This window comes from Shimia sp. R9_2 (assembly GCF_017743735.1).
Lineage (GTDB): Bacteria > Pseudomonadota > Alphaproteobacteria > Rhodobacterales > Rhodobacteraceae > Shimia.
On the sequence record NZ_JAGHRO010000014.1, the window covers coordinates 26,428 to 46,191 of the forward strand.

Genomic DNA, 19,764 nt, shown 5'->3' on the forward strand with positions numbered 1-19,764 from the left:
AGGGAGGAAACGCGACATGGCACAGGAGCCAATACCTAATAACCAAGGCCATTTGGTCTCGGACAAAGGGTTCTTCAAAGGCCTACATAATGGCATGAGCATTGCCTCAAAGGCGATGGTTGCAGCCTTTGTAGTCTTTACTATTCTTAACGTGGACTTTGCCGGCCAAATTTATGGCGGCGTCCGGTCATGGGTCGAAGGGGCGCTAAGCTGGTACTATATCAGTTCAGTTATCGTGATACTTTTCGCCTGTCTCTACCTGATGTTTAGCCGCTTCGGCTCAATTCGTTTGGGTGATGATGACGCCAAGCCAGAGTTCTCGAACTTTGCATGGTTCGCGATGTTATTCTCGGCCTCAGTGTCCATCGGTATCATGTTCTTTGGCGTGGCAGAACCGCTGTTCTACTTCGACAACTCTGCGGGTTGGGGCTACCCCAACAACCCGTTTGCGGACATGGCAGGTCATGCCGAAATGGACATGGCGCGGGCGGTGGATGCAGTGCGTGTTACCAATTTTCACTGGGGTCTGCATGGCTGGGCAATTTACACTCTGACCGGTTTGGCGCTGGGGTATTTTGCATTCCGAAAAAAACTGCCGCTTACCTTCCGTTCGGCACTGTACCCCATTTTAGGCGAGCGGATTTATGGTCCCGCTGGGCACGCGGTTGACCTGTTGGCCGTGTTCGGAACAGTCTTTGGGATTGCAACCTCTATGGGTCTCGGCGTGACGCAGATGGCTCAGGGGATGAACGTGCTGTTTGGAGTTGATCCGGGAACTGCGACGCAAGTTGTGCTGGTGCTGGTGATCTCGGTCATTGCGACGCTGTCGGCTGTGTCCGGTATCGGCAAGGGCATCAAGATCCTTTCGGAGTGGAACATCGTTCTGACCATCCTTTTGATCTTGTTCTTCTTCGTCGCAGGGCCGTCGCAATGGCTTGCCGGTTTTTTCCTGAACTCTGTGGGTGACTACGCGACCCAGTTCCTGTCTATGGGCTTCTGGACCGCAACAGACGCCGGCGATGTCAAATGGCAGGGTGGCTGGACCATCTTCTACTGGGGTTGGTGGCTGAGCTGGGCGCCCTTTGTAGGTATGTTCATCGCCCGTATCTCGAAGGGCCGAACCATCCGCGAGTTTATGTTCGGCGCGATGCTGGTCCCGACCACAATGGCGTTCATTTGGATATCGATCTTTGGCGGCAACGCGCTGTTCATGGAACTGAATGCGGAGGGCGGTGTTGGCACAGCTGGTCTGATCGACATGGTCAACAACTGGAACCTTGGTGGCACTCTGTTTGGCACGATTGATCGGCTGACCGACGGCGGAACACTGGCGTGGATCATTTCGGCGTTGACCACCTTCCTGCTGGCCACTTGGTTCATTACCAGTTCGGACAGTGGCACATTGGTTGTCACCACGATCCTGTCGATGGGCAATGCTCATCCGCCGAAACAGCACCGGATCATCTGGGGTCTGGCCCAAGGTCTTGTTGCTGCTGTGTTGCTGATTGCCGGAGGTCTGTCTGCCCTGCAAACCGCAGCCATTGCCGCTGCGCTGCCGATTTCGGTTCTGGTGGTGATGATGGCATGGGGGGTGATCAAGTCGCTAATGGAAGATCCCTCTGCGGTTGATGCTGTTGCCGCAGCCGCGCCGGATGGTACGGCGCTGGATGGAGACCTGCACGCCTGATCCGACACAAATCTTCAAAACGGGCGGGGATAGCTCTGCCCGTTTTCCTTGCCGATTGATACAACCGAAGGAGAGAAACCATGCTTACCCTCAACCGCTCCGACCTGCTGATCGAAGACGCCTATCTGGATGGAGGCTGGTATCAGACTGAAAATCGTTTTGCTGTGACCAACCCTTCGACACACGAAACTCTCGCCAACGTGTCCGATTGCACCGTAGCGGATGTGGATACGGCAATCGTCGCTGCCGGACACGCGCAGGTCAATTGGGCTGCGCGTACTGGTAAGGAACGCGCAGCCATATTGCGCCGCTGGTATGAGTTGATGGTGGAGCACGCGGATGATCTTGCCACGATCCTGACCGCAGAAATGGGCAAACCACTGGCCGAAGCCAAGGGCGAAATTATTTATGGTGCGTCCTTCATTGAGTGGTTCTCCGAGGAGGCGAAGCGGATCTACGGGGATACCATCCCTGGCCATCAGCGCGACAAGCGTATTCTCGTGCTAAAACAGCCCGTCGGAGTGGTTGGCGCGATCACGCCTTGGAATTTTCCCAACGCAATGATCACCCGCAAGGCCGCTCCGGCCCTGGCGGCCGGTTGTGCCATGGTCGTACGCCCCGCTTCAGAAACACCGTTGTCCGCGCTGGCCATGGCCAAGCTGGGCGAAGAAGCGGGCATTCCCGCGGGCGTTCTGTCGGTGCTACCTTCGACCGACAGTGTTGGCGTGGGCAAGGCCTTTTGCGCACACCCACTGATGCGCAAGATCAGCTTTACCGGATCAACTCGCGTAGGCAAAATCCTGATGCAGCAGGGCGCGGAACAGCTCAAGAAACTGTCTTTAGAGCTGGGCGGCAACGCGCCATTTATCGTGTTCGACGATGCCGATCTGGAAGCCGCTATTGAAGGCGCAATCCTATCTAAATTCCGCAACGCCGGACAGACTTGTGTCTGTACCAACCGGATTTATGTGCAGGACGGCCTGTACGATGCCTTTGTTGAAAAACTGACGACTGCGGTTTCTGCTTTGCCTGTAGGGGATGGTTTTGCTGAGGGTACTGCAATCGGGCCGCTGATCTCTGAAAACGCCGTCGCCAAGGTACGCCAACATATTGCCGATGCCACCGCCAAAGGTGCCACCGTTACCCTTGGCGGTGCGGATCACGCATTGGGAGGTACCTATTTTCAGCCTACTGTGATTTCCGGTATCACGCAGGACATGGCGGTTGCGCGCGAAGAGACCTTTGGTCCGCTGGCACCGGTCTTTCGTTTCTCGACTGCCGAAGAGGTTCTGTCCATGGCCAACGATACCGAGTTCGGTCTGGCATCCTATGTCTATACCCAGAACCTGTCTCAGGTCTGGCAAATGATGGAGGGGCTGGAATACGGCATGGTCGGTGTCAACACCGGCCTGATATCGACCGAGGTGGCGCCGTTTGGTGGTGTCAAGGAAAGTGGCTCAGGCCGCGAAGGCTCAAAATACGGGATCGAGGATTACCTTGAACTAAAATACTGCTGCTTGAGTGTATAAAACGGTATCGCCAAATGGTCGCTCGATCCAGCAGCAAGCAGATTTGTCTTGTTGTCATGCGGCCATTTGACGTTTCTAAGCAATGACAGGGTAATTGATCTGGCGCCTGCCCCCTTTGAGACCACGTGGTGAATTGTAAGACTGCAGCTGTTTCGAAGGGGGTGGCGGTCGAAAAATTCCCGCTTTTGACTGAATTTAAATGCGAGCTCTACGTTTCAGGTTTCTGTCTAATTCGTCAAATACAATAACCTAGCAATGCCATCAGGCCCCTTAGGCCGAAGCTCTCTACCCAGCTATGAGGCTAGCTGCCTTCTCCGCAATCATAATTGTTGGAGAGTTGGTGTTGCCCGAGGTGATTGTCGGCATGACAGATGCATCGACAACCCGCAAACCTGCTATCCCCTTCACGCGCAGTTCAGGATCGACCACAGCCTTGTCGTCCGGCCCCATTCGGCAAGTGCCGGTCGGATGGAAAATTGTTGTTCCAATATCGCCCGCTACCTTGGCCAGATCTTCGTCTGACTGGTAGGCCGCGCCGGGTTTGATCTCCGCAGGATTGTATTTCTTCATTGTATCTTGCCCAGCTATCTGCCGTGCCAAGCGGATTGCGCGCACCGCCACTTGCTTGTCAAATTCGGTGGAAAGGTAGTTCGGATCGATCGTTGGCTGAACTTTGTGGTCTGGCGAACTGATATGCACTGTCCCACGGCTTGATGGACGAAGCGGTACGACGCTTGCGGTAAAGGCCGGGAAGGCATGCAAAGGATCTCCGAATTTCTCAAGAGACAAGGGCTGAACATGAAATTCTAAATCCGCTGTGCCGACTTCTGGACTAGATTTTGCAAATATACCAAGCTGGCTGGGAGCCATCGACATCGGCCCCGAACGTCTCAAGAGATATTCCAGGCCAATCCCCATACGTCCGAGGAACGATCCCGCACGCTGATTAAGGGTTTTGACACCCTCAACACGAAATGCGCAACGGATCTGTAGGTGGTCCTGCAAGTTTTCGCCGACGCTATTGTTCCGGTGAAGTACTTCTATTCCCTGAGCTTTGAGGTAGTCTGGATGCCCGACCCCTGACAATTCAAGCAATTGAGGGGAGCCTATCGCACCGGCCGACAGAACCACTTCACCCTTTGCCACAAAGCGCGTGATCTTTCCGTTCACATCGGCCTCTACTCCGACAGCGCGCTTCCCGTTAAACAAAACCCGCCGGGCCTGCGCATCCGTGACGACCCTGAGGTTCCCGCGTTTCAGAGCTGGGCGCAAAAAACCTTTGGACGTATTCCATCGCAAGCCCCCACGCTGATTGACTTTGAAGTAGGCTGAGCCCTCATTATCACCCCGATTGAAATCTTCGACTTTGGCAATGCCTGCTTCTTCAGCCGCATCACGGTAGGCATCTAGAATTTTCCAACTCAAGCGTTGATTTTCGACGCGCCACTCTCCACCAGCACCATGCATATCATCGGCGCCGGCATGGTAATCCTCTGATTTTTTGAAAAACGGCAACACATCATTCCAGCCCCAGCCAGCGTTGCCCATCTGCCGCCAAGTGTCGTAATCTTGCGCTTGGCCACGCATATAGATCATTCCGTTGATCGAGGAGCAGCCTCCAAGCACTCGGCCGCGAGGATACGCAAGCGCGCGACCATTCAGACCCGGCTGTTTGGTCGTTTGAAACCCCCAATCCGTGCGTGGATTACCCATGCAATAAAGGTAACCGACCGGGATATGGATCCAGATGTAGTTGTCTTTGCCACCCGCTTCTAAAAGCAGAACTTTGTTTCGCGGGTTCTCAGACAGACGATTGGCCAGAACGCATCCCGCTGAACCACCACCCACGATCACATAATCGTATTCTTCTGAGTTCGTGGACATGTTCTTCCTTTCGCGTTGCTTTTGGCCGCGCCGACCCAAGTGTTACTTCCCGCGCGAATGCCAACTCGGACTGTGATCCTTGTCGACCAATACGGCGCGAATTCCCTCGACCAAATCTGGGTGGCGCAACGCCCGTTGCATGGCTTCAAACTCATGTTCAAGACATTCAGAGAGCGATCGTTCCCTCCCGTTTCTCACAAGCGTCAGCGTCTCCTGAAGGCTGCGTGGGGAGGCTTGTTTCAAAGCCGACAGAGCGCGCTCTTTTGGTTTGGTCTGATAGCGCTCAAGACAATCAAAAATTGTACATAGCGTTGGCTGATCGAAACACATCGTCGTGTCTGACAGCATCAATACGCTGGGCTGATATCCTAACGTTGCGCATAGCTCAGAAAGAATATTCTCAATATCCCGCACGCCATAGCTCAGTTCTTCGAGCAATCTGGGTAGGGATTCTGCGACCGTCAAATGGGTCGAAATCCCAAGCCCATGCGCATCAAACCCCCGGACAGAGGCGCCGGTCAACCCCATCCAAATACCTGATTGGTTGGGCATCCTGGAAAGAAAATGGCTGCCCCCAACATCAGGAAAGAACCCAATCATGGTTTCAGGCATCGCAAACAATGCACGTTCGGTGGCTATGCGATAGTTGCCATGGACGCTCAGGCCCATGCCTCCGCCCATACACACCCCATCTATCAACGAAATATAGGGTTTCGAATACTCCGAAATCCGTTCAATCAGCGCGTATTCTTCTTTGAAGAATTGCTCAGCCTCATCGAAGGCCCCCGCCAACACAAGTTCGCGAATGCGCCGCATATCGCCCCCTGCACAAAACGCGCGCTCTGTACAGGAGGTCAGGATGACACAGAAAATATCTGGATCATCCTGAAACTGTGTCAGAGCCTTGTCTATCAGACGGATCATTTCGAGTGTCAGTGCGTTCATCGCTTCAGGGCGGTTTAGGCTGATAATGCCTGCGCGTCCCTGCTTTTTGACGTTTACTTGTGACACTTCGAAATCTCCCATCGGGTTCAGCGATTGCGGAACACCGGTGCCCGCTTTGCGATAAAGGCCGCCATGCCTTCTTTTTGACCATCAGTGGCGAATGCAGCTTGGAACAGTCGACGCTCATGCAGCACACCAGGTGTCAGGCCGGTTTCCAGAGCGTGGTTCACCGCTTCCTTGGCCATGGTCACGGCAGGTGCATTATGTCCCGAAATCTGATGCGCAGCTTCCAATGCGGTTTGCAGGAGGTCCTCGCCAGGCACAACACGGGCCACGATGCCGGATTCCTTGGCTTCAGCAGCGCCAATTGTCCGGCCGGTCAGGATCAGATCCATCGCAAGAGCCTTGCCGATCGATTTGGTCAGTCGCTGAGAGCCACCGATACCTGGCAAGATGCCCAATCTGATTTCAGGTAGACCAAATTGAGCGTCGGTGCTTGCGATGATAAAGTCGCACATCAAGGCAAGTTCAAAACCGCCACCAAGGGCAAAGCCACTTACAGCTGCGATCACCGGCTTCTTAATAAACCGCATCTGGTCCCAGTCGGCAAAGATGTCGCTGGCCAGCAAATCGACCAAATGCTTTTCCGCCATTTCTTCGATATCGGCGCCTGCCGCGAATGCACGCGGGCTGCCAGTGATTACAATGGCGCCAATGCGGTCATCCTTGTCGAATTCTTTCAGAGTTTGCATCACCTCAGCAGCCAACTGCAGGTTCAAAGCGTTCAAGCTCTTGGGGCGATTGAGTGTGATCAAGCCGACGCTTTCGCGGCGCTCAACGATGATTTCTTCAAGGGCCACGCGAGGCGTCTCGCTCGATTTGGCTTCGGCATTCTGTTCGGTTGCGCCCTTGGATTTGGCTTTGCTGTTGGTCATGGGGTTCCTCCCGAAATCTTATTTCAGCTTTTCAGACCAAAATCGGTCCAGATCGTGCCCTCTGCGGGCGCTTCCGTTTCTTGCTTCGCCTGCGCTGAAACGTTGTGATCATAGGCTTCGAAATCTGCCATCTTCTCGGCTAGTATGGCCTCGCGATGTTCATTTAGGCCCGGTGCCGCAAGCGGCGTATTGGGGTCAATTTCCTTGTAGGCGGACAATTTGATCGGATTGCCAGCTGTCCGGAATGGCTTCTTGCCCTGTCCCTCAACCTGCACAATCATGCTACGGGACAGCAGTTGCGGGTGGTCGAGCAATCTATCGATCGTATTGATTGGACCGCAGGGCACACCCGCCTCATTGAGCGCGTCCAGCCAATGCTGAACAGGCTTTTGAGACGTTACCGCATCAATCGCCTTAACCATCTTGGGCCGATTTCGAACGCGTAGATCGTTGCTGGCGAAATCAGGATCCAAAGCCAGCTCAGGCGCATTCAACGCGTCTGCCATCAACAGGAAAAGCTGGTCATTGCCTGCCGCAATCACAAAACGCTCATCCTCTGCCTGGAATGTCTCGAAGGGGGCAAGTGATGGGTGACAATCCCCTGTACGGGTTGGAACAATGCCTTCGACATCATAACGTGCGAGCGCAGTTTCCATGAGTGCGGCCTGGCAATCGAGCATTCCGATATCGACCCGCTCACCCTGCGCGTTTTTAGTGCGTTTGTAGAGCGCTGACAAAATACCGATAACGCCAAACAGCGCTGCACCGAGGTCCCCAAAGCTTGTGCCGACACGGGCGGGCTGCTCTCCGGGCCAGCCCGTCAGGCTCATGACACCGCCCATAGCCTGCACAACCATGTCATATCCCGGCAGATCAGTCATCGGGCCGGAATGCCCGAACCCTGAAATGGATGCATAAATCAGGTGGGGATGGGTTTTGGCCAGACGTTCAGCACCGTATCCCAGCCGATCCATAACACCTGGACGGAAGTTTTCCACCAGAACATCTGAGGTGTTCAGGAGCCGCTCCAGCAACTCGCGATCTCGAGGAGATTTGACATCCAATACGATGCTTTCTTTGCGCCGATTAAAGCACATAAAGTATGCGCTTTCTGCATCCACAAAGGGTGGGAAGGCGCGCGTGTCGTCGCCTATCCCAAATTTTTCCACTTTAATAACCCGCGCGCCCAGATCGGCCAGCACCATGGTGCAGTATGGCCCCGCCAGAACGCGTGAGAAATCAAGGACCGTAATGCCGGAGAGAGGCCCTCCCTCCAGTTTTTCGTCTTCGGGTTTTTGCATGGTTCTCCCTCCTATTTACGGCTGGATTACTTAGCGACCGGCATTGTAAATTCTGCACCTTTGGAGATGCTTTCAGGCCAACGCTGCATGATCGACTTTTGTTTGGTGTAGAAGCGCACACCTTCTTCGCCGTAGGCGTGCATGTCGCCAAAGAGGCTCTTTTTCCAGCCGCCAAAGCCATGCCAAGCCATTGGGACTGGGATCGGAACGTTGACGCCGACCATGCCAACCTGAATTTGTCGACCAAACTCGCGTGCGGCGTTGCCGTCGCGGGTGAAGATCGAAACGCCGTTGCCATATTCGTGGTCGTTGATCAGCTGGACACCTTCGGCGAAGCTGTCGACGCGGACACAGGAAAGGACGGGGCCAAAGATCTCTTCTTTGTAGATCGTCATCTCCGGGGTCACATTGTCAAACAGAGTGCCACCTAGCCAGTATCCTCCTTCGTGACCTTCAACGGTGTAGCCACGGCCATCTACGACCAGATCGGCACCTTCTTCGACACCTTTGGCGATATAGCTCGTGATGCGTTCCTGCGCTGCTTTGGTGACGATTGGACCCATCTCTGCGTCGAGCTCAACGCCATTCTTGACCTTGAGGTCTTTCAAACGCTCTTTGATCATAGGAACAATTTTGTCAGCCACATCGCCAACCAAAGTCGCAACGGAAATGGCCATGCAGCGCTCCCCAGCAGAACCGTAGGCCGCGCCCATAAGCGCATCTACCGCTTTGTCCAGATCGGCATCTGGCATCACCAGCATGTGGTTCTTCGCGCCACCAAGTGCCTGAACACGCTTGCCGTGGCGCGCGCCCACTTCGTAGATGTAATTCGCAATCGGGGTGGACCCCACAAACGAGACAGCTTTTACATCCTCATGTTCAAGAAGTGCATCCACCGCAACTTTGTCGCCCTGCACAACGTTGAACACGCCATCAGGGAAGCCTGCTTCCTTCATAAGTTCTGCATATAGCAAAGACGGCGTTGGATCGGTTGGTGATGGTTTGAGAACAAAGGTGTTGCCCGCAGCGATCGCAACGGGGAACATCCACATCGGGACCATTACCGGGAAGTTGAACGGCGTTACCCCTGCCACAACACCCAGTGGCTGACGCAAGGTCCAGTTGTCGATGCCGGTGGAAACCTGATCCGTGAAATCACCTTTCAACAGCTGCGGGATACCGCAAGCAAACTCAACAATGTCGATCCCGCGTTCAACTTCGCCACAGGCGTCGGTGAACACTTTTCCGTGCTCAGCCGTTATTGCGTGAGCGAGCTCTTCCTTGCGTTCATTTAACAATTGCAGGAACTTATTCATCAACCGCGCCCTGCGGATTGGCGGGACATTCGACCATGCAGGGAACGCCGCTTTTGCTGCGGCAACGGCTTTATCCACATCGGCAGCAGAGGCAAGGTCGACCGTGCCAGTCAACGCACCGGTAGCAGGGTTAAATACATCTTGGGTGTTAACGCGTGCGCCGGTATACACCGCGCCATCGATGTAATGGCCGATTTCGCTCATCGTCATAGGGGTGCCTCCTCCTTGGCTTTCCGGCCAGCATCGGTGAACTGTCCCCCATAAATCCAATGACTAATCGAGTCTCATATTATAAATAGCATTAATATGAGGCCCATATCTGATATTCGCATCCTGAACGCTTTTGTCGCGGTTGCCCAAGAGGGCAATATATCCCGCGCGGCAAAACGTTTGCATCTCACCCAGCCCGCTGTGAGCCTTCAACTCAAAAGGTTGGCACAGGACACAGGGCTGAACCTGTTTGTGCGTACTTCCAAAGGTGTTGAACTGACACGTGATGGGGAAACGCTCGTCGCCAAAGCAGAAAAGGTCCAGGCTGCCCTTGATGAGTTTGGGCAAACTGCGCGGCGTATTAACGGGAATGTCCGGGGCACACTTAGGCTCGGGACAATTGTGGATCCTGACTTTATTCGGCTTGGGGCCTTTTTGGCTGCTCTCGTTGATGGATATCCAGATCTACGGACGAAATTGCTGCATGGTATCAGCGGCGATGTCGTACATCGCCTGATTGACGGCCAAATTGATATTGGCTTCTTTCTGGGAGACCTAGATGGCTTTGAACCCGAAGTAGCAGGGGATGGCGCTGACTCTCTCTTCTTTCAACGTGAACTAACCAGATTCACATATCGTGTTATCGCCCCTGCGGGTTGGGGTAAGCGTATAGCTGGAAAATCATGGCAGGAATTGGCAGCTATGCCTTGGATAGGCACACCCAAAAACTCTGTACACAACCGATTGCTAAAACGTATCTATCCAAACAAGGAGGAGGCGCCGGACCCGGTGTGTTTGGTGGATCAGGAACCCTCCATGCTTGCCATGGTGCGCTCCGGTATCGGCCTCAGTCTCTGTAGAGAGTCGATCGCATTGGAGGAAATGCAATCTCGCGGGTTGGTCATTTCTGACACGGCCAAAGTCGATACATCACTTCGATTTGTAACTCTCGCCTCCAATAAATCCGATCCCAATATCCTTGCAGCATTCGATGCACTAGAATCCGCTTGGATTTAGTATCCTCTCATTGTTCAAAGGCTCCGACTTGCGTAGTCAGATTCTTGAAGCCGTTTTGCCAATATAGCGCGACGTTTCGGAACCATGTCTGGTCGTATCAGGTCGAATTTTAGTGATGCGCGGTCAAAACACTTCAGTTAGCGAAAAACTGTGTACGATTGGTCACCTTCAAAATTTGTAGGCTGACGGTTTTTCGTTTTCTGCCACCGGTAGCGGTTGTCTCTATGGCATACGTTTTTTTGTGGGGGGTAATGTATCTGGCAGCCCAATTTTCTAAGCTTCAAAAATATAAGTGCAGTTTTACTAAATACCGGCTGTTTTCGAGCCGGCGACCGGCCAGGTCCTTTACCCAATATTTCCGTGTTTCAAAGACAAAAGCGATATGATGTACCATGTTGCTTTGAGACCGGCTTTGATTGCCATTGGGTTGTTTCTGCTCGCACTCTTTATCTCAGTGTGGATGGCGTTTTTTACGTATCGCCAAAATTCAGAAACCGTATTTGCTGAATTTGATGCACGGGCCGATAGTTTGGCCGCACAAATCTCTCGAGAACTCGACATTACGGTGGCGACAATAGAAGCCAGCGCCTCTGCATTGAGTCTGGGCGGAAGTGTGGACGGTAGCGTGCTCAAAGAACAGCTCTATACTTACTTGGAAAAAGGGAACATTCTTGCGAGTTCACCTGCGATCAAAAATATCGGGTTGGTGATGAATGGTGGGTTTAAGGATGTCTCTACGCCCAGTCCTAGTTTTCCTCTCATCGGTGTTTATCCTGATACAAGCAGCAAAGCCATCGGTGCTGATCTTTCTTTTAGCCCGGAACGGATTGCCGCGATCCATTTTGCCCAAGACACTGGCCGTGCGGGGGTTGGCGACCGGATCGTTCTCCTAACGGGTGTGCCCGGTGTGTTCTTTGCTTTTCCAATCTACGCTACGGAGATAAGCTCGGTCGATTCAGGTGCGCGCCGAAAAGAAACCGTTGGATTGATTGTAGCGGTTCTTGCAACAGACAGCTTCATGCTAAATGCCTTGAGCGACATCGACTTAAAGGGAGTCGATTTTGAGGTACATGATCTGGGCTCTGATACCAGCGCTTCACCCGTCCTAGGTGCTCAAACAGTGCTCGCAAGCAGTCGTTTAGAAGCAATCGATTACTCAGATTCCTCGAGCGACGAATTGCTTATCTCATCTGCGTCAGACGTGATTACACGTGACGTTGAGGTCGGTGGGCACGTTTGGCGGATTTTACTTGCTCCTAAGCCAAACGCGACCAATTCTTTCGCGGTCCAGGTGTCGTGGGCAATTGCGCTGGTCGGGCTGCTTATCTCGGCTTTGGTGGGCTTCGCGACCTATCAGCAATTAATTCAATCGGTCTCGTTAAAACGGCGGGTTCTAGAACGAACACACGCCCTTCAGACCGCCAATTCTCTGATCAGCAAACGCGCAAACGAAGATGATTTGACCGGCTTGGGAAATCGCAGGTCTCTTGCAAATGCGATCGATCAAATGATCGAAGAGCACGCGCCGGCCGAACTTTATAGTATCGCTGCAATCCATATCGATTTGGATCGCTTCAAGCAGATCAATGATACGATGGGGCATGCAGGGGGCGACTTTGTACTACGCCATGTCGCGAAATTGATTACTTCTTCTTTCCCCGATGAAGCCTTTTGTGCGCGTGTCGGCGGAGACGAATTCACAGCAGCCTTGATCATTGAAAGCGGCAACGAAATTGCGCTTCAAGATGCTGCGTATGGCTTGATAGAAGCCTGCTCTCTGCCGGTCGCCTTCGAAGGGCGTCCATGCCGCTTTGGCGCGAGCGTAGGGATCGCTGTGCAGTCGCTCCCTGAAGTCGATCCTAAGGCATTGTTGGTTGACGCTGACTTAGCGCTCTATCGTGCAAAGGAAGACGGTCGGGGACGTGTGCAACTATTCTCTCCCGAAATCCATGCCCAAGTGATCGCCTACAAACATCGTTCAGACGATATCTTGCGCGCAATTGAGGCCGGAAATGAGTTTATTCCCTACTTACAACCTCAAATATCTTTTAGCGACGGGCAGCTCTATGGGGTCGAAGCTCTTGCTCGCTGGAAACATCCTGAATTGGGAGTTTTGCCACCCTCCGAGTTTCTTTCAATTGCGGAGGATCTTGACGTAGTTGCACAAATCGATCGCAGCATTCTGGAAGGGTCCATCGATATCGTTAACCGATGCCAGGAGTTGGGGTATTCTGTGCCGCATTTAAGCACGAACTTGAGTTTCTCGCGATTGATGGAGGAGGAGTTTGTCGCCTCGATATCAAACCTGCCAGCATGTGACAGTTCGATTAGTTTCGAAATTCTTGAGTCTATTTTCCTTGATGAAGAAACAGGTCCAGCGATGTGGAACATAGACAAAATTCGGAGCGCGGGTTTTGATGTCCAGATCGACGACTTTGGCAGTGGGCGTGCTTCGGTAGTTGCTTTGACCCGCGTCGCCCCGAGCAGAATGAAAATCGACCGAGAACTCGTTGCTCCTATTGCTGATCACGACGAGCGTCTCCAACTGGTGAAGTCCATAGTCGAGATCGGCAAAGTACTTGGCATTGGCGTTACAGCTGAGGGCGTGGAAACACAAAAACAAGCTCAATTGCTAGGGCAAATGGGCTGTGATGTCTTGCAAGGCTACCTTTTTGCAAAGCCACTCAGCGAAGGCGATCTCTTGAAGTTTCTTCGTTCTTTTCCAATCAGTGGGAAACTGGCCTCTTAGTAGATGGCCAGTTTAACTGGCTTCCTCGAAGATACATCTAGCCGAATGTTGATACGTCTGTTCTAGACGCGATCTTGCTATTGGATCTTCCAGCCTATCGCGTCTGTTAAGCATTTCGTAACATTAACTTGCGTACTTAAATAAAACTAAGGGTGCTATTATCAAAAGGCTGTGGGTTGATGGATCTAGCGTTTGCCGGTGTCCAGCTGGGCGTGAGAAAAAAGATCACTATTTGGAAAAATTTTGCCCAATCCTACAACAACCAAAATAGGTCTCTACCTTTTGTTTTGTTGATCGGACTCTCTCTTATTATCAGCGTTGTTGTCGGAGCGTTGAGCTATCAAAGCGGTCAAGAGAGCTTCAAGCAGCGGAAAGAAGAGGAAAAGGCGGCGATTTGGAAAGTTACAGCCGCGTTCTTTGAGAGCTATGCGAACCATCTAGACACGCAAGGCGCTCCAGAAATGCCGTCCCCACAAAAGCTTCGCGCCGAAGCGCTACATTTGTTTAGCGAATTGCAATCGGAAGAGGATGGCTCAGTTGCCATCGCCGTGGGGCGACAAGGTAGAGAGATTGGTGTGTCTCCCGATGCTCAAGCCGAAGAGACGATGTCGATGTTAGCCGCAGATCCGACGATTGAGACCTGGTCAGAATACCACAATAAAGACGGCGAACTTAGTTTGCGCATCATCAAGCCGATCTTCGCCAATCAACAAAATTGCGTGAGCTGTCACAACAGGATCCAATCGCTCGAACCCGCTTGGGAGGTTGGAGATTTGATGGGAGCGTTTGTAGTAGATGCGCCCACAAAAACGGCTTTCTCTGCTTTGCGCAACGAAGCTTTTATGGTCGGGGTTGCGATTTTCTTAACCGTGTCTTTGATGGGAAGTTTGCTGCTGAAACTTCAAATAAATCTGGTTACCGCGCGCAATGACGCCAAACATCAACGCGACAGAAAAGAAATGCTCAGGGAGATGAAAGAACTCGCGGAGTCTGCGAATAATGCTAAATCTGCATTTTTGGCGAATGTCAGCCATGAAATCCGCACGCCGATGACGGGCGTTATTGGGATGTGTGATCTCTTAGGTGAAACAGATCTCACCGAGGAGCAGAAGCAGTATACGAGTACTATAGCGACCTCTGCGAACGCTCTGCTTTCTATTATCAACAGCATTTTAGATTTTTCTAAGATGGAAGCGGGTAAGTTCACCATTAAGCGCCAATCGTTTAGTCTCTACGATGTGGTGTACGATGTAACGCACCTCTTGACGCCAATTGCTCGGCAAAAAGATCTCGTGCTGTCGGTGGTCTATTCTCAAAATACGCCGACGCAATTCTATGGCGATGAAGGGCGTATGCGGCAGATACTTATGAATCTGGTGGGCAATGCCATCAAGTTCACAGATGCAGGTTCTGTGACGCTTTCGTTAAACGCCGATCTTCCTGGCGATTGCTTGAATATTCAGGTGAAAGATACAGGTGTTGGCATCCCGCCCGACCGTATCGATACAATCTTCTCTGCCTTCGAGCAGGTGGACAATAAGGCAACGCGCTCGTTTGAGGGCACAGGGCTGGGCCTTGCAATCACACAACGTCTAGTGAAGCTGATGGATGGGCAAATCAGGGTGTCATCGCAGTTAGGTAAGGGTTCAATATTTTCGTTGGAGCTGCCAATCTCAGCCTCAGAGAAATCAGTGAAAGCACGATCTGGTCCAGAGGTGGTTTCTTTCGACGATCAGAAGACGGATCATGTTTGTTTCGAAAATCAAAAGATATTGATTGCAGAAGACAATCAGACAAACCAAATGATGCTTCGAAAGATGCTGCAGCGGACCCAAGCAAAATTGGTGTTTGTGCCCACGGGCAAAGACGCCCTAGAAGCTGTCGAAACAACTGTGTTTGATCTCATACTGATGGATGTTTCGATGCCCGAAATGGACGGGTTAGAAGCAACATCGCATATTCGAGCCAGAGAACAGCAAAACGGCCTGGAACCATGTCCAATCATCGCTCTCACCGCCAATGTCCAAGACAGTGATAGGGACTTGTGCCTCAACGCGGGTATGTCCGACTTTATTGGTAAGCCTCTGCGTAAAAAGCACTTAATCTCGGTAATTTCACGCTGGCTGGCCTGAGAGGGATGAGACCCATTCAAGTTTGGCAAATGAGCATTCCAAATGCATTCCAAGACCTCAGATTTGCTGCCAGGCGATGATCCCCATGGTGGCGGCCACCAACCCGGACACCGTCAAGCCTCCAATGCTATCCACGTCAGCTTCTGGCATGATCTCAACAAAATCGACGGCAGCAATCAGGCTAGAGGCGCGTGATGCCTACCTTCGATCCTCCGCTTCCTATCCATAACTATGAGTTCAAACCTCTCCAGCGGCCAAGCATCATCACAACGCATTCCTTCAAAACGGCAACGGCCGTTTGATAAAGTGACCGATCCAAAAATTTCAGCCTTGCAGTTAGGACGAAATTCATGTTTCAGATCTGGCCAGATCGGAGTGCCGCTGCTTAGCCATTGCTCGTTCCTGTCATGATTTTGCATGAGCGCGCTAAAATGAAGGAGGATGCCGTTGATAAGTTCAAAAGACACATCGCAGCTCCCAGAGCGTGACACGCAAAAAACACAACAAAGTAAAAAGCTTAGCTTTCTAAAGCGCCTGCGTGAAAAATACTCAGAGCTTCCAGGCAGCGAACAGAAGATTGCTGATATTATTCTGGATACCCCAAGTGATATCGCAACCTATTCAGCAACCGAATTGGCGGAACGCGCTGGCGGTTCCAAAGCGGCGATCACGCGTTTGATTCAGCGCCTTGGGTATGAAAATTACGAAAGTGCCCGGCGTGACGTACGCGATTCTCAGGCGTGGGGATCGCCCGTCTCACTGGCACGACGGCAAGATGAAGATGGGGATTTCGCAAGCCGGTTGCGCAGCCAAATTGATCAGGACATAGGCTGTATACACGACGCATTTGGTGACCTGACGGAAGAGGATGCAACTGAGATCAGCGACGCTTTGATCCAAGCGAGGAAAGTTTGGATCATTGGATACCGCAGCAATCAATTCCTAGCGGGCTACTTTCGCTGGCAATTGATTCAGGCAAGGCCAGACGTGCACTTGCTGCCAAAGGCGGGTGAGACACTTGGGGAGTCTTTGGCCGACATTGGAAAAAAGGATCTGCTGGTCGTGATGGGATTGCGCCGGCGCACGCCCCTTATTGACACCGTTCTAAACTGGTCGGAGCGCAATAAGGTGCGCAGTTTTCTGATTACGGATCCAACCTCTCGCGCCACTGGCTCACCGACATGGACGCACCGCTGTGATGTGCGCGGTCGGGAGGTGTTGGATCGCTACCAAGGAGTCATGTCGCTTCTGCACTTTTTTAGCATGTCTGTCTTGGATCGTGCGGGGGCGCAGGGACGAAAGCGTTTAACACAACTTGAGGAAATTCATGGCGATCTCGACCAGTTTGTCTGAGGCCTCCAACGGAGCGCTGATGAGCCGGTCGGATGCGGTGGGTCGCCTCTGGATGCTGTTGAAATAGAAGAGAAAAACGATTGCATGTTGGGTGTCGTGGCAAGCGTTGCTTTGGTCGATCTACTGAACAAAGAGACTATTAGCCACCATTCCCGGCGTGTGATTGGAAATTTAAATGTGTCTCTAGGGGCACAACATGGGGAACAGAATGCGTATTGCGGCAAGTGTAATGTCAATGGCTCTCTCCGGAGTGGCCTTTCCAGGGTTTGCAGACGAGTTTACCGTCACCGGGTCAACCACCGTCACCAATGGCGGTAATACCATTGATGGCGATGACACTCTTACAGTCGATGATGGGGCTTCCATTGTGACCGCCGGAAGTTCAGCGATTGTCACGACTGGTGACAATAACATCATTATTAACCGAGGGCTGGTCTCCAGCGACGTGAACGCCGTTGATCCCAATGGGGACGACATCACCATCACAATCGTCAACCACGGCACGATCAGAAGCAATGCAGATGCGATCGATGTCCAGAACGACGACTCTGTCGATATCACAAACTACGGCACAATCTCCGCCCGGACCTACCCCATCGATGTGTTCAATAGCCCCTCGGTTGTCGTGCGCAACTTTGGCACCATTCTCAACGATGAGACCTCTTCTGCGCGGCACGTCCTGGACTTGGACGGCGACAACAGCGCTGGTAGCTCAGCCTATGTCTATAACGCCGGAACGCTCACAAACGGTGCCGTCGATGCGGCTATATATCTGCGAGATTTCGATGAAGTTGCTGTGGTCAACAGCGGCACGCTTACCCGCGTGGGCACACCTACAAACAATCAGGGTCTCATCGAAGTGGTTGATGCTGCGGATGGGCTGACACTACACAACTCGGGCAGGATTTTGGCGCTGGGAGGCGGTGTCGCGCTCGAATTGGTAAACGATGGTCGGTCAGACATCTATTTTCATGATGGATCGGTGATCAGCGGCTCCACCTATTTTAATGGAAGGATCGAAGAGGCGCATTTACACTTCGGCACAGGAGTGTCTGGCCGCTACCAATTTGGCGGGTTCTCCAGCACAGGCTTCGTAAGCACCCCCGGAAACCAACCGGGTGATCTGGCCTCGATTGACGTGGAAAACGGTGTTTACGTGATCGACGGTGACTATCTGAATGTTGTCGATCTGAGCCTGAAAAATGCGACCACCCGAAATCTGGTGGGTCTGCTGGAAGGATTGCAGCATGGAGGGGTGTCCGCTGGGCGCGGCAGCACCAGCTCCGAAAGTACCGCTGACAATGGGAAATGGTTTAGCGCCTTTGGGTATCATACCGACGGTTCCGCAACAGAATTCTACCACGATTTCCGCGGAAACGGTGTTGGCGTTCAGCAAGGTGGCCAACTGAGCAATGGTTTGGACTACTATCTGGGCGTCACGGCGTCGGATATCGAAAGCGACGCGGACGTTGGTTTTGACAGCACCGGTTACGGTGTGATCGCGGGCATCGCTCAGACAAACACATCCGGGATCGGCTGGAGCCTTGATTTCGGTGTGATGCATCTGAATTCTGAGCGTACCATAAATGACACCATCGTTGCAGCCACAGGTTTGGACAGCGCAGAAGAGGATTATCTGGTTGGCTATATCTCCCCAGCTCTGCGGTTTCACAACAAGCTCAACTTCGGGGAGACCATTTCGCTTCGCTACGCAGCGATTGTGCAAGCGTCACAGGACTATGCATTTACCTCGACGACCCAGAGCGTTGGATCCTCTGTCGCGCACTATGTCTCCGCTGAGTTCGTGAAAGCAACAGAGCTGAAAAACGGCATGATCCTCGACTACGGCTTCAATGTTGGATCCGTTAACAACAATGGCACGGATATTCGCGTCGACGGTTTCACCAGCGAAGCCAGAGGCCGCTCATGGGTCGAAGGAGAGGCGATGGTTGGTCTCACGATCGGCCAACTCCGCTCCGAGCTGCGTCGATCAAGTGAAGGTAGAACCGCACTGAGCTGTGATTGGCGGCGGACTTTCTAGCGTGACGACTTAGGGCTGTGATGTTGCGGGCTGGGCTGGAGGCCTCAAAGGCCGATTTGTTCGCAATGCTGTAGTGCGCTGCAGGCGTGGCGTACTGCTTCTTTCAGTTTCCGGCGTTTGCCTTAGGGTCGCGAGCGATTGAGAAGTTTAGACATTAAAGCGCAGTATCGGTTGTGTCGTACGATGAACTCATCGATGGCACATTATTCCAGATCGTGTCATCGCCAATCGAGTGATCGTTAACGCAACAACTCCATGCAATGCACCGCCTCCGAAATTTCCAATGCTACCGACTTGTTTCCCGAATTTTCCAAGGCAGACCCGCGCTTACCAGCTCGGTGTGTGTTCTAAGGCGACGGCTCGTAGCGCAAACAGACTTTCCGGATCCACTGCGCTTTATTTTTGACCAATCCGAAACCCTTTCATCTGCTTCGCGCTAAGTTAGATTCGCTGGCCACCACGTTTGCCAGGCGCGCTTCAAATTGCGGTGCGGCGGCGAGAACTTTCCCACCCCGCTCCAAAAACGTTGGGACTTGGGCGTGATCAGCCCCACCCAAGTGGTCCGGTTTGATTGTTAGTGCATGACTGGCCTCTGATCCATCGGGACGACGGTTTCCGGCGCTGGTGGGCGGTAACCCAGAGCACTATGCGGTCGTTTGGTGTTG

Annotated in this window: 13 protein-coding genes; 7 read left to right on the forward strand and 6 right to left on the reverse strand. The window is 52.7% G+C overall.

Annotated elements, in window-relative coordinates:
• The first annotated feature begins 16 nt into the window (after positions 1-16).
• Positions 17-1,687, forward strand: coding sequence for a BCCT family transporter (locus tag J7400_RS20540; protein WP_209066004.1), 1,671 nt, complete (start codon positions 17-19; stop codon positions 1,685-1,687).
• Positions 1,688-1,767: 80 nt separating this feature from the next.
• Positions 1,768-3,216 carry an NAD-dependent succinate-semialdehyde dehydrogenase gene (locus tag J7400_RS20545; RefSeq protein ID WP_209066005.1) on the forward strand — a complete coding sequence of 483 codons (1,449 nt, stop codon included), beginning with the start codon at positions 1,768-1,770 and terminating at the stop codon, positions 3,214-3,216.
• A 285-nt stretch (positions 3,217-3,501) separates the two neighbouring features.
• Here J7400_RS20545 and J7400_RS20550 read toward each other — a convergent pair whose 3' ends face one another.
• The 5 genes from J7400_RS20550 to J7400_RS20570 all read right to left on the reverse strand — a co-directional run bounded on the left by J7400_RS20550 (position 3,502) and on the right by J7400_RS20570 (position 9,801).
• The gene (locus J7400_RS20550; RefSeq protein WP_209066006.1) at positions 3,502-5,100 is read right to left on the reverse strand and encodes a GMC family oxidoreductase; all 1,599 of its coding nucleotides are present in this window, start codon (positions 5,098-5,100) and stop codon (positions 3,502-3,504) included.
• A gap of 42 nt (positions 5,101-5,142) precedes the next feature.
• A complete protein-coding gene (locus J7400_RS20555) occupies positions 5,143-6,126 on the reverse strand; it encodes an enoyl-CoA hydratase/isomerase family protein (protein WP_209066007.1) in 984 nt (327 codons plus the stop codon).
• Between the two features lie 5 nt (positions 6,127-6,131).
• Positions 6,132-6,905 (reverse strand): enoyl-CoA hydratase-related protein, encoded by a 774-nt coding sequence (locus tag J7400_RS20560; RefSeq protein WP_209066017.1) that lies wholly within the window; start codon positions 6,903-6,905, stop codon positions 6,132-6,134.
• A 98-nt stretch (positions 6,906-7,003) separates the two neighbouring features.
• Positions 7,004-8,281, reverse strand: coding sequence for a CoA transferase (locus J7400_RS20565; RefSeq protein ID WP_209066008.1), 1,278 nt, complete (start codon positions 8,279-8,281; stop codon positions 7,004-7,006).
• Between the two features lie 26 nt (positions 8,282-8,307).
• On the reverse strand, positions 8,308-9,801 hold the full coding sequence (locus J7400_RS20570) for a CoA-acylating methylmalonate-semialdehyde dehydrogenase (RefSeq protein WP_209066018.1): 1,494 nt from the start codon (positions 9,799-9,801) through the stop codon (positions 8,308-8,310).
• A 102-nt stretch (positions 9,802-9,903) separates the two neighbouring features.
• Here J7400_RS20570 and J7400_RS20575 point away from each other — a divergent pair, with 102 nt between their 5' ends.
• From J7400_RS20575 to J7400_RS20585, 3 genes are all read left to right on the forward strand, one after another.
• Positions 9,904-10,824 (forward strand): LysR family transcriptional regulator, encoded by a 921-nt coding sequence (locus tag J7400_RS20575; protein ID WP_209066009.1) that lies wholly within the window; start codon positions 9,904-9,906, stop codon positions 10,822-10,824.
• A 382-nt stretch (positions 10,825-11,206) separates the two neighbouring features.
• Entirely contained in the window at positions 11,207-13,573 is a 2,367-nt protein-coding gene (locus tag J7400_RS20580; RefSeq protein WP_209066010.1) for an EAL domain-containing protein, read from the forward strand.
• A gap of 179 nt (positions 13,574-13,752) precedes the next feature.
• Positions 13,753-15,705 (forward strand): ATP-binding protein, encoded by a 1,953-nt coding sequence (locus tag J7400_RS20585; RefSeq protein ID WP_209066011.1) that lies wholly within the window; start codon positions 13,753-13,755, stop codon positions 15,703-15,705.
• A gap of 176 nt (positions 15,706-15,881) precedes the next feature.
• On the opposite strand, the gene J7400_RS20590 is transcribed toward J7400_RS20585, so the two are convergent.
• Positions 15,882-16,172: a hypothetical protein gene (locus J7400_RS20590; RefSeq protein ID WP_209066012.1), complete on the reverse strand. Its 291-nt coding sequence runs from the start codon at positions 16,170-16,172 to the stop codon at positions 15,882-15,884.
• Here J7400_RS20590 and J7400_RS20595 point away from each other — a divergent pair.
• Together J7400_RS20595 and J7400_RS20600 are read left to right on the forward strand one after the other, a co-directional pair.
• Entirely contained in the window at positions 16,153-17,058 is a 906-nt protein-coding gene (locus J7400_RS20595; protein WP_209066014.1) for a MurR/RpiR family transcriptional regulator, read from the forward strand. The two genes, J7400_RS20590 and J7400_RS20595, sit on opposite strands and share 20 nt — an antisense overlap.
• A gap of 235 nt (positions 17,059-17,293) precedes the next feature.
• Positions 17,294-19,099, forward strand: a complete 1,806-nt coding sequence (locus J7400_RS20600) for a hypothetical protein (RefSeq protein ID WP_209066016.1) — start codon at positions 17,294-17,296, stop codon at positions 19,097-19,099.
• The last annotated feature ends 665 nt before the right edge of the window (positions 19,100-19,764 follow it).

Coding starts and splice junctions, on each gene's coding strand:
- J7400_RS20580 (WP_209066010.1), top strand. CDS start 11,207: ATGATGTACCATGTTGCTTTGAGACCGGCTTTGATTGCCATTGGGTTG.
- J7400_RS20550 (WP_209066006.1), bottom strand. CDS start 5,100: ATGTCCACGAACTCAGAAGAATACGATTATGTGATCGTGGGTGGTGGT.
- J7400_RS20565 (WP_209066008.1), bottom strand. CDS start 8,281: ATGCAAAAACCCGAAGACGAAAAACTGGAGGGAGGGCCTCTCTCCGGC.
- J7400_RS20545 (WP_209066005.1), top strand. CDS start 1,768: ATGCTTACCCTCAACCGCTCCGACCTGCTGATCGAAGACGCCTATCTG.
- J7400_RS20585 (WP_209066011.1), top strand. CDS start 13,753: ATGGATCTAGCGTTTGCCGGTGTCCAGCTGGGCGTGAGAAAAAAGATC.
- J7400_RS20540 (WP_209066004.1), top strand. CDS start 17: ATGGCACAGGAGCCAATACCTAATAACCAAGGCCATTTGGTCTCGGAC.
- J7400_RS20555 (WP_209066007.1), bottom strand. CDS start 6,126: ATGGGAGATTTCGAAGTGTCACAAGTAAACGTCAAAAAGCAGGGACGC.
- J7400_RS20575 (WP_209066009.1), top strand. CDS start 9,904: ATGAGGCCCATATCTGATATTCGCATCCTGAACGCTTTTGTCGCGGTT.
- J7400_RS20570 (WP_209066018.1), bottom strand. CDS start 9,801: ATGAGCGAAATCGGCCATTACATCGATGGCGCGGTGTATACCGGCGCA.
- J7400_RS20600 (WP_209066016.1), top strand. CDS start 17,294: ATGGCTCTCTCCGGAGTGGCCTTTCCAGGGTTTGCAGACGAGTTTACC.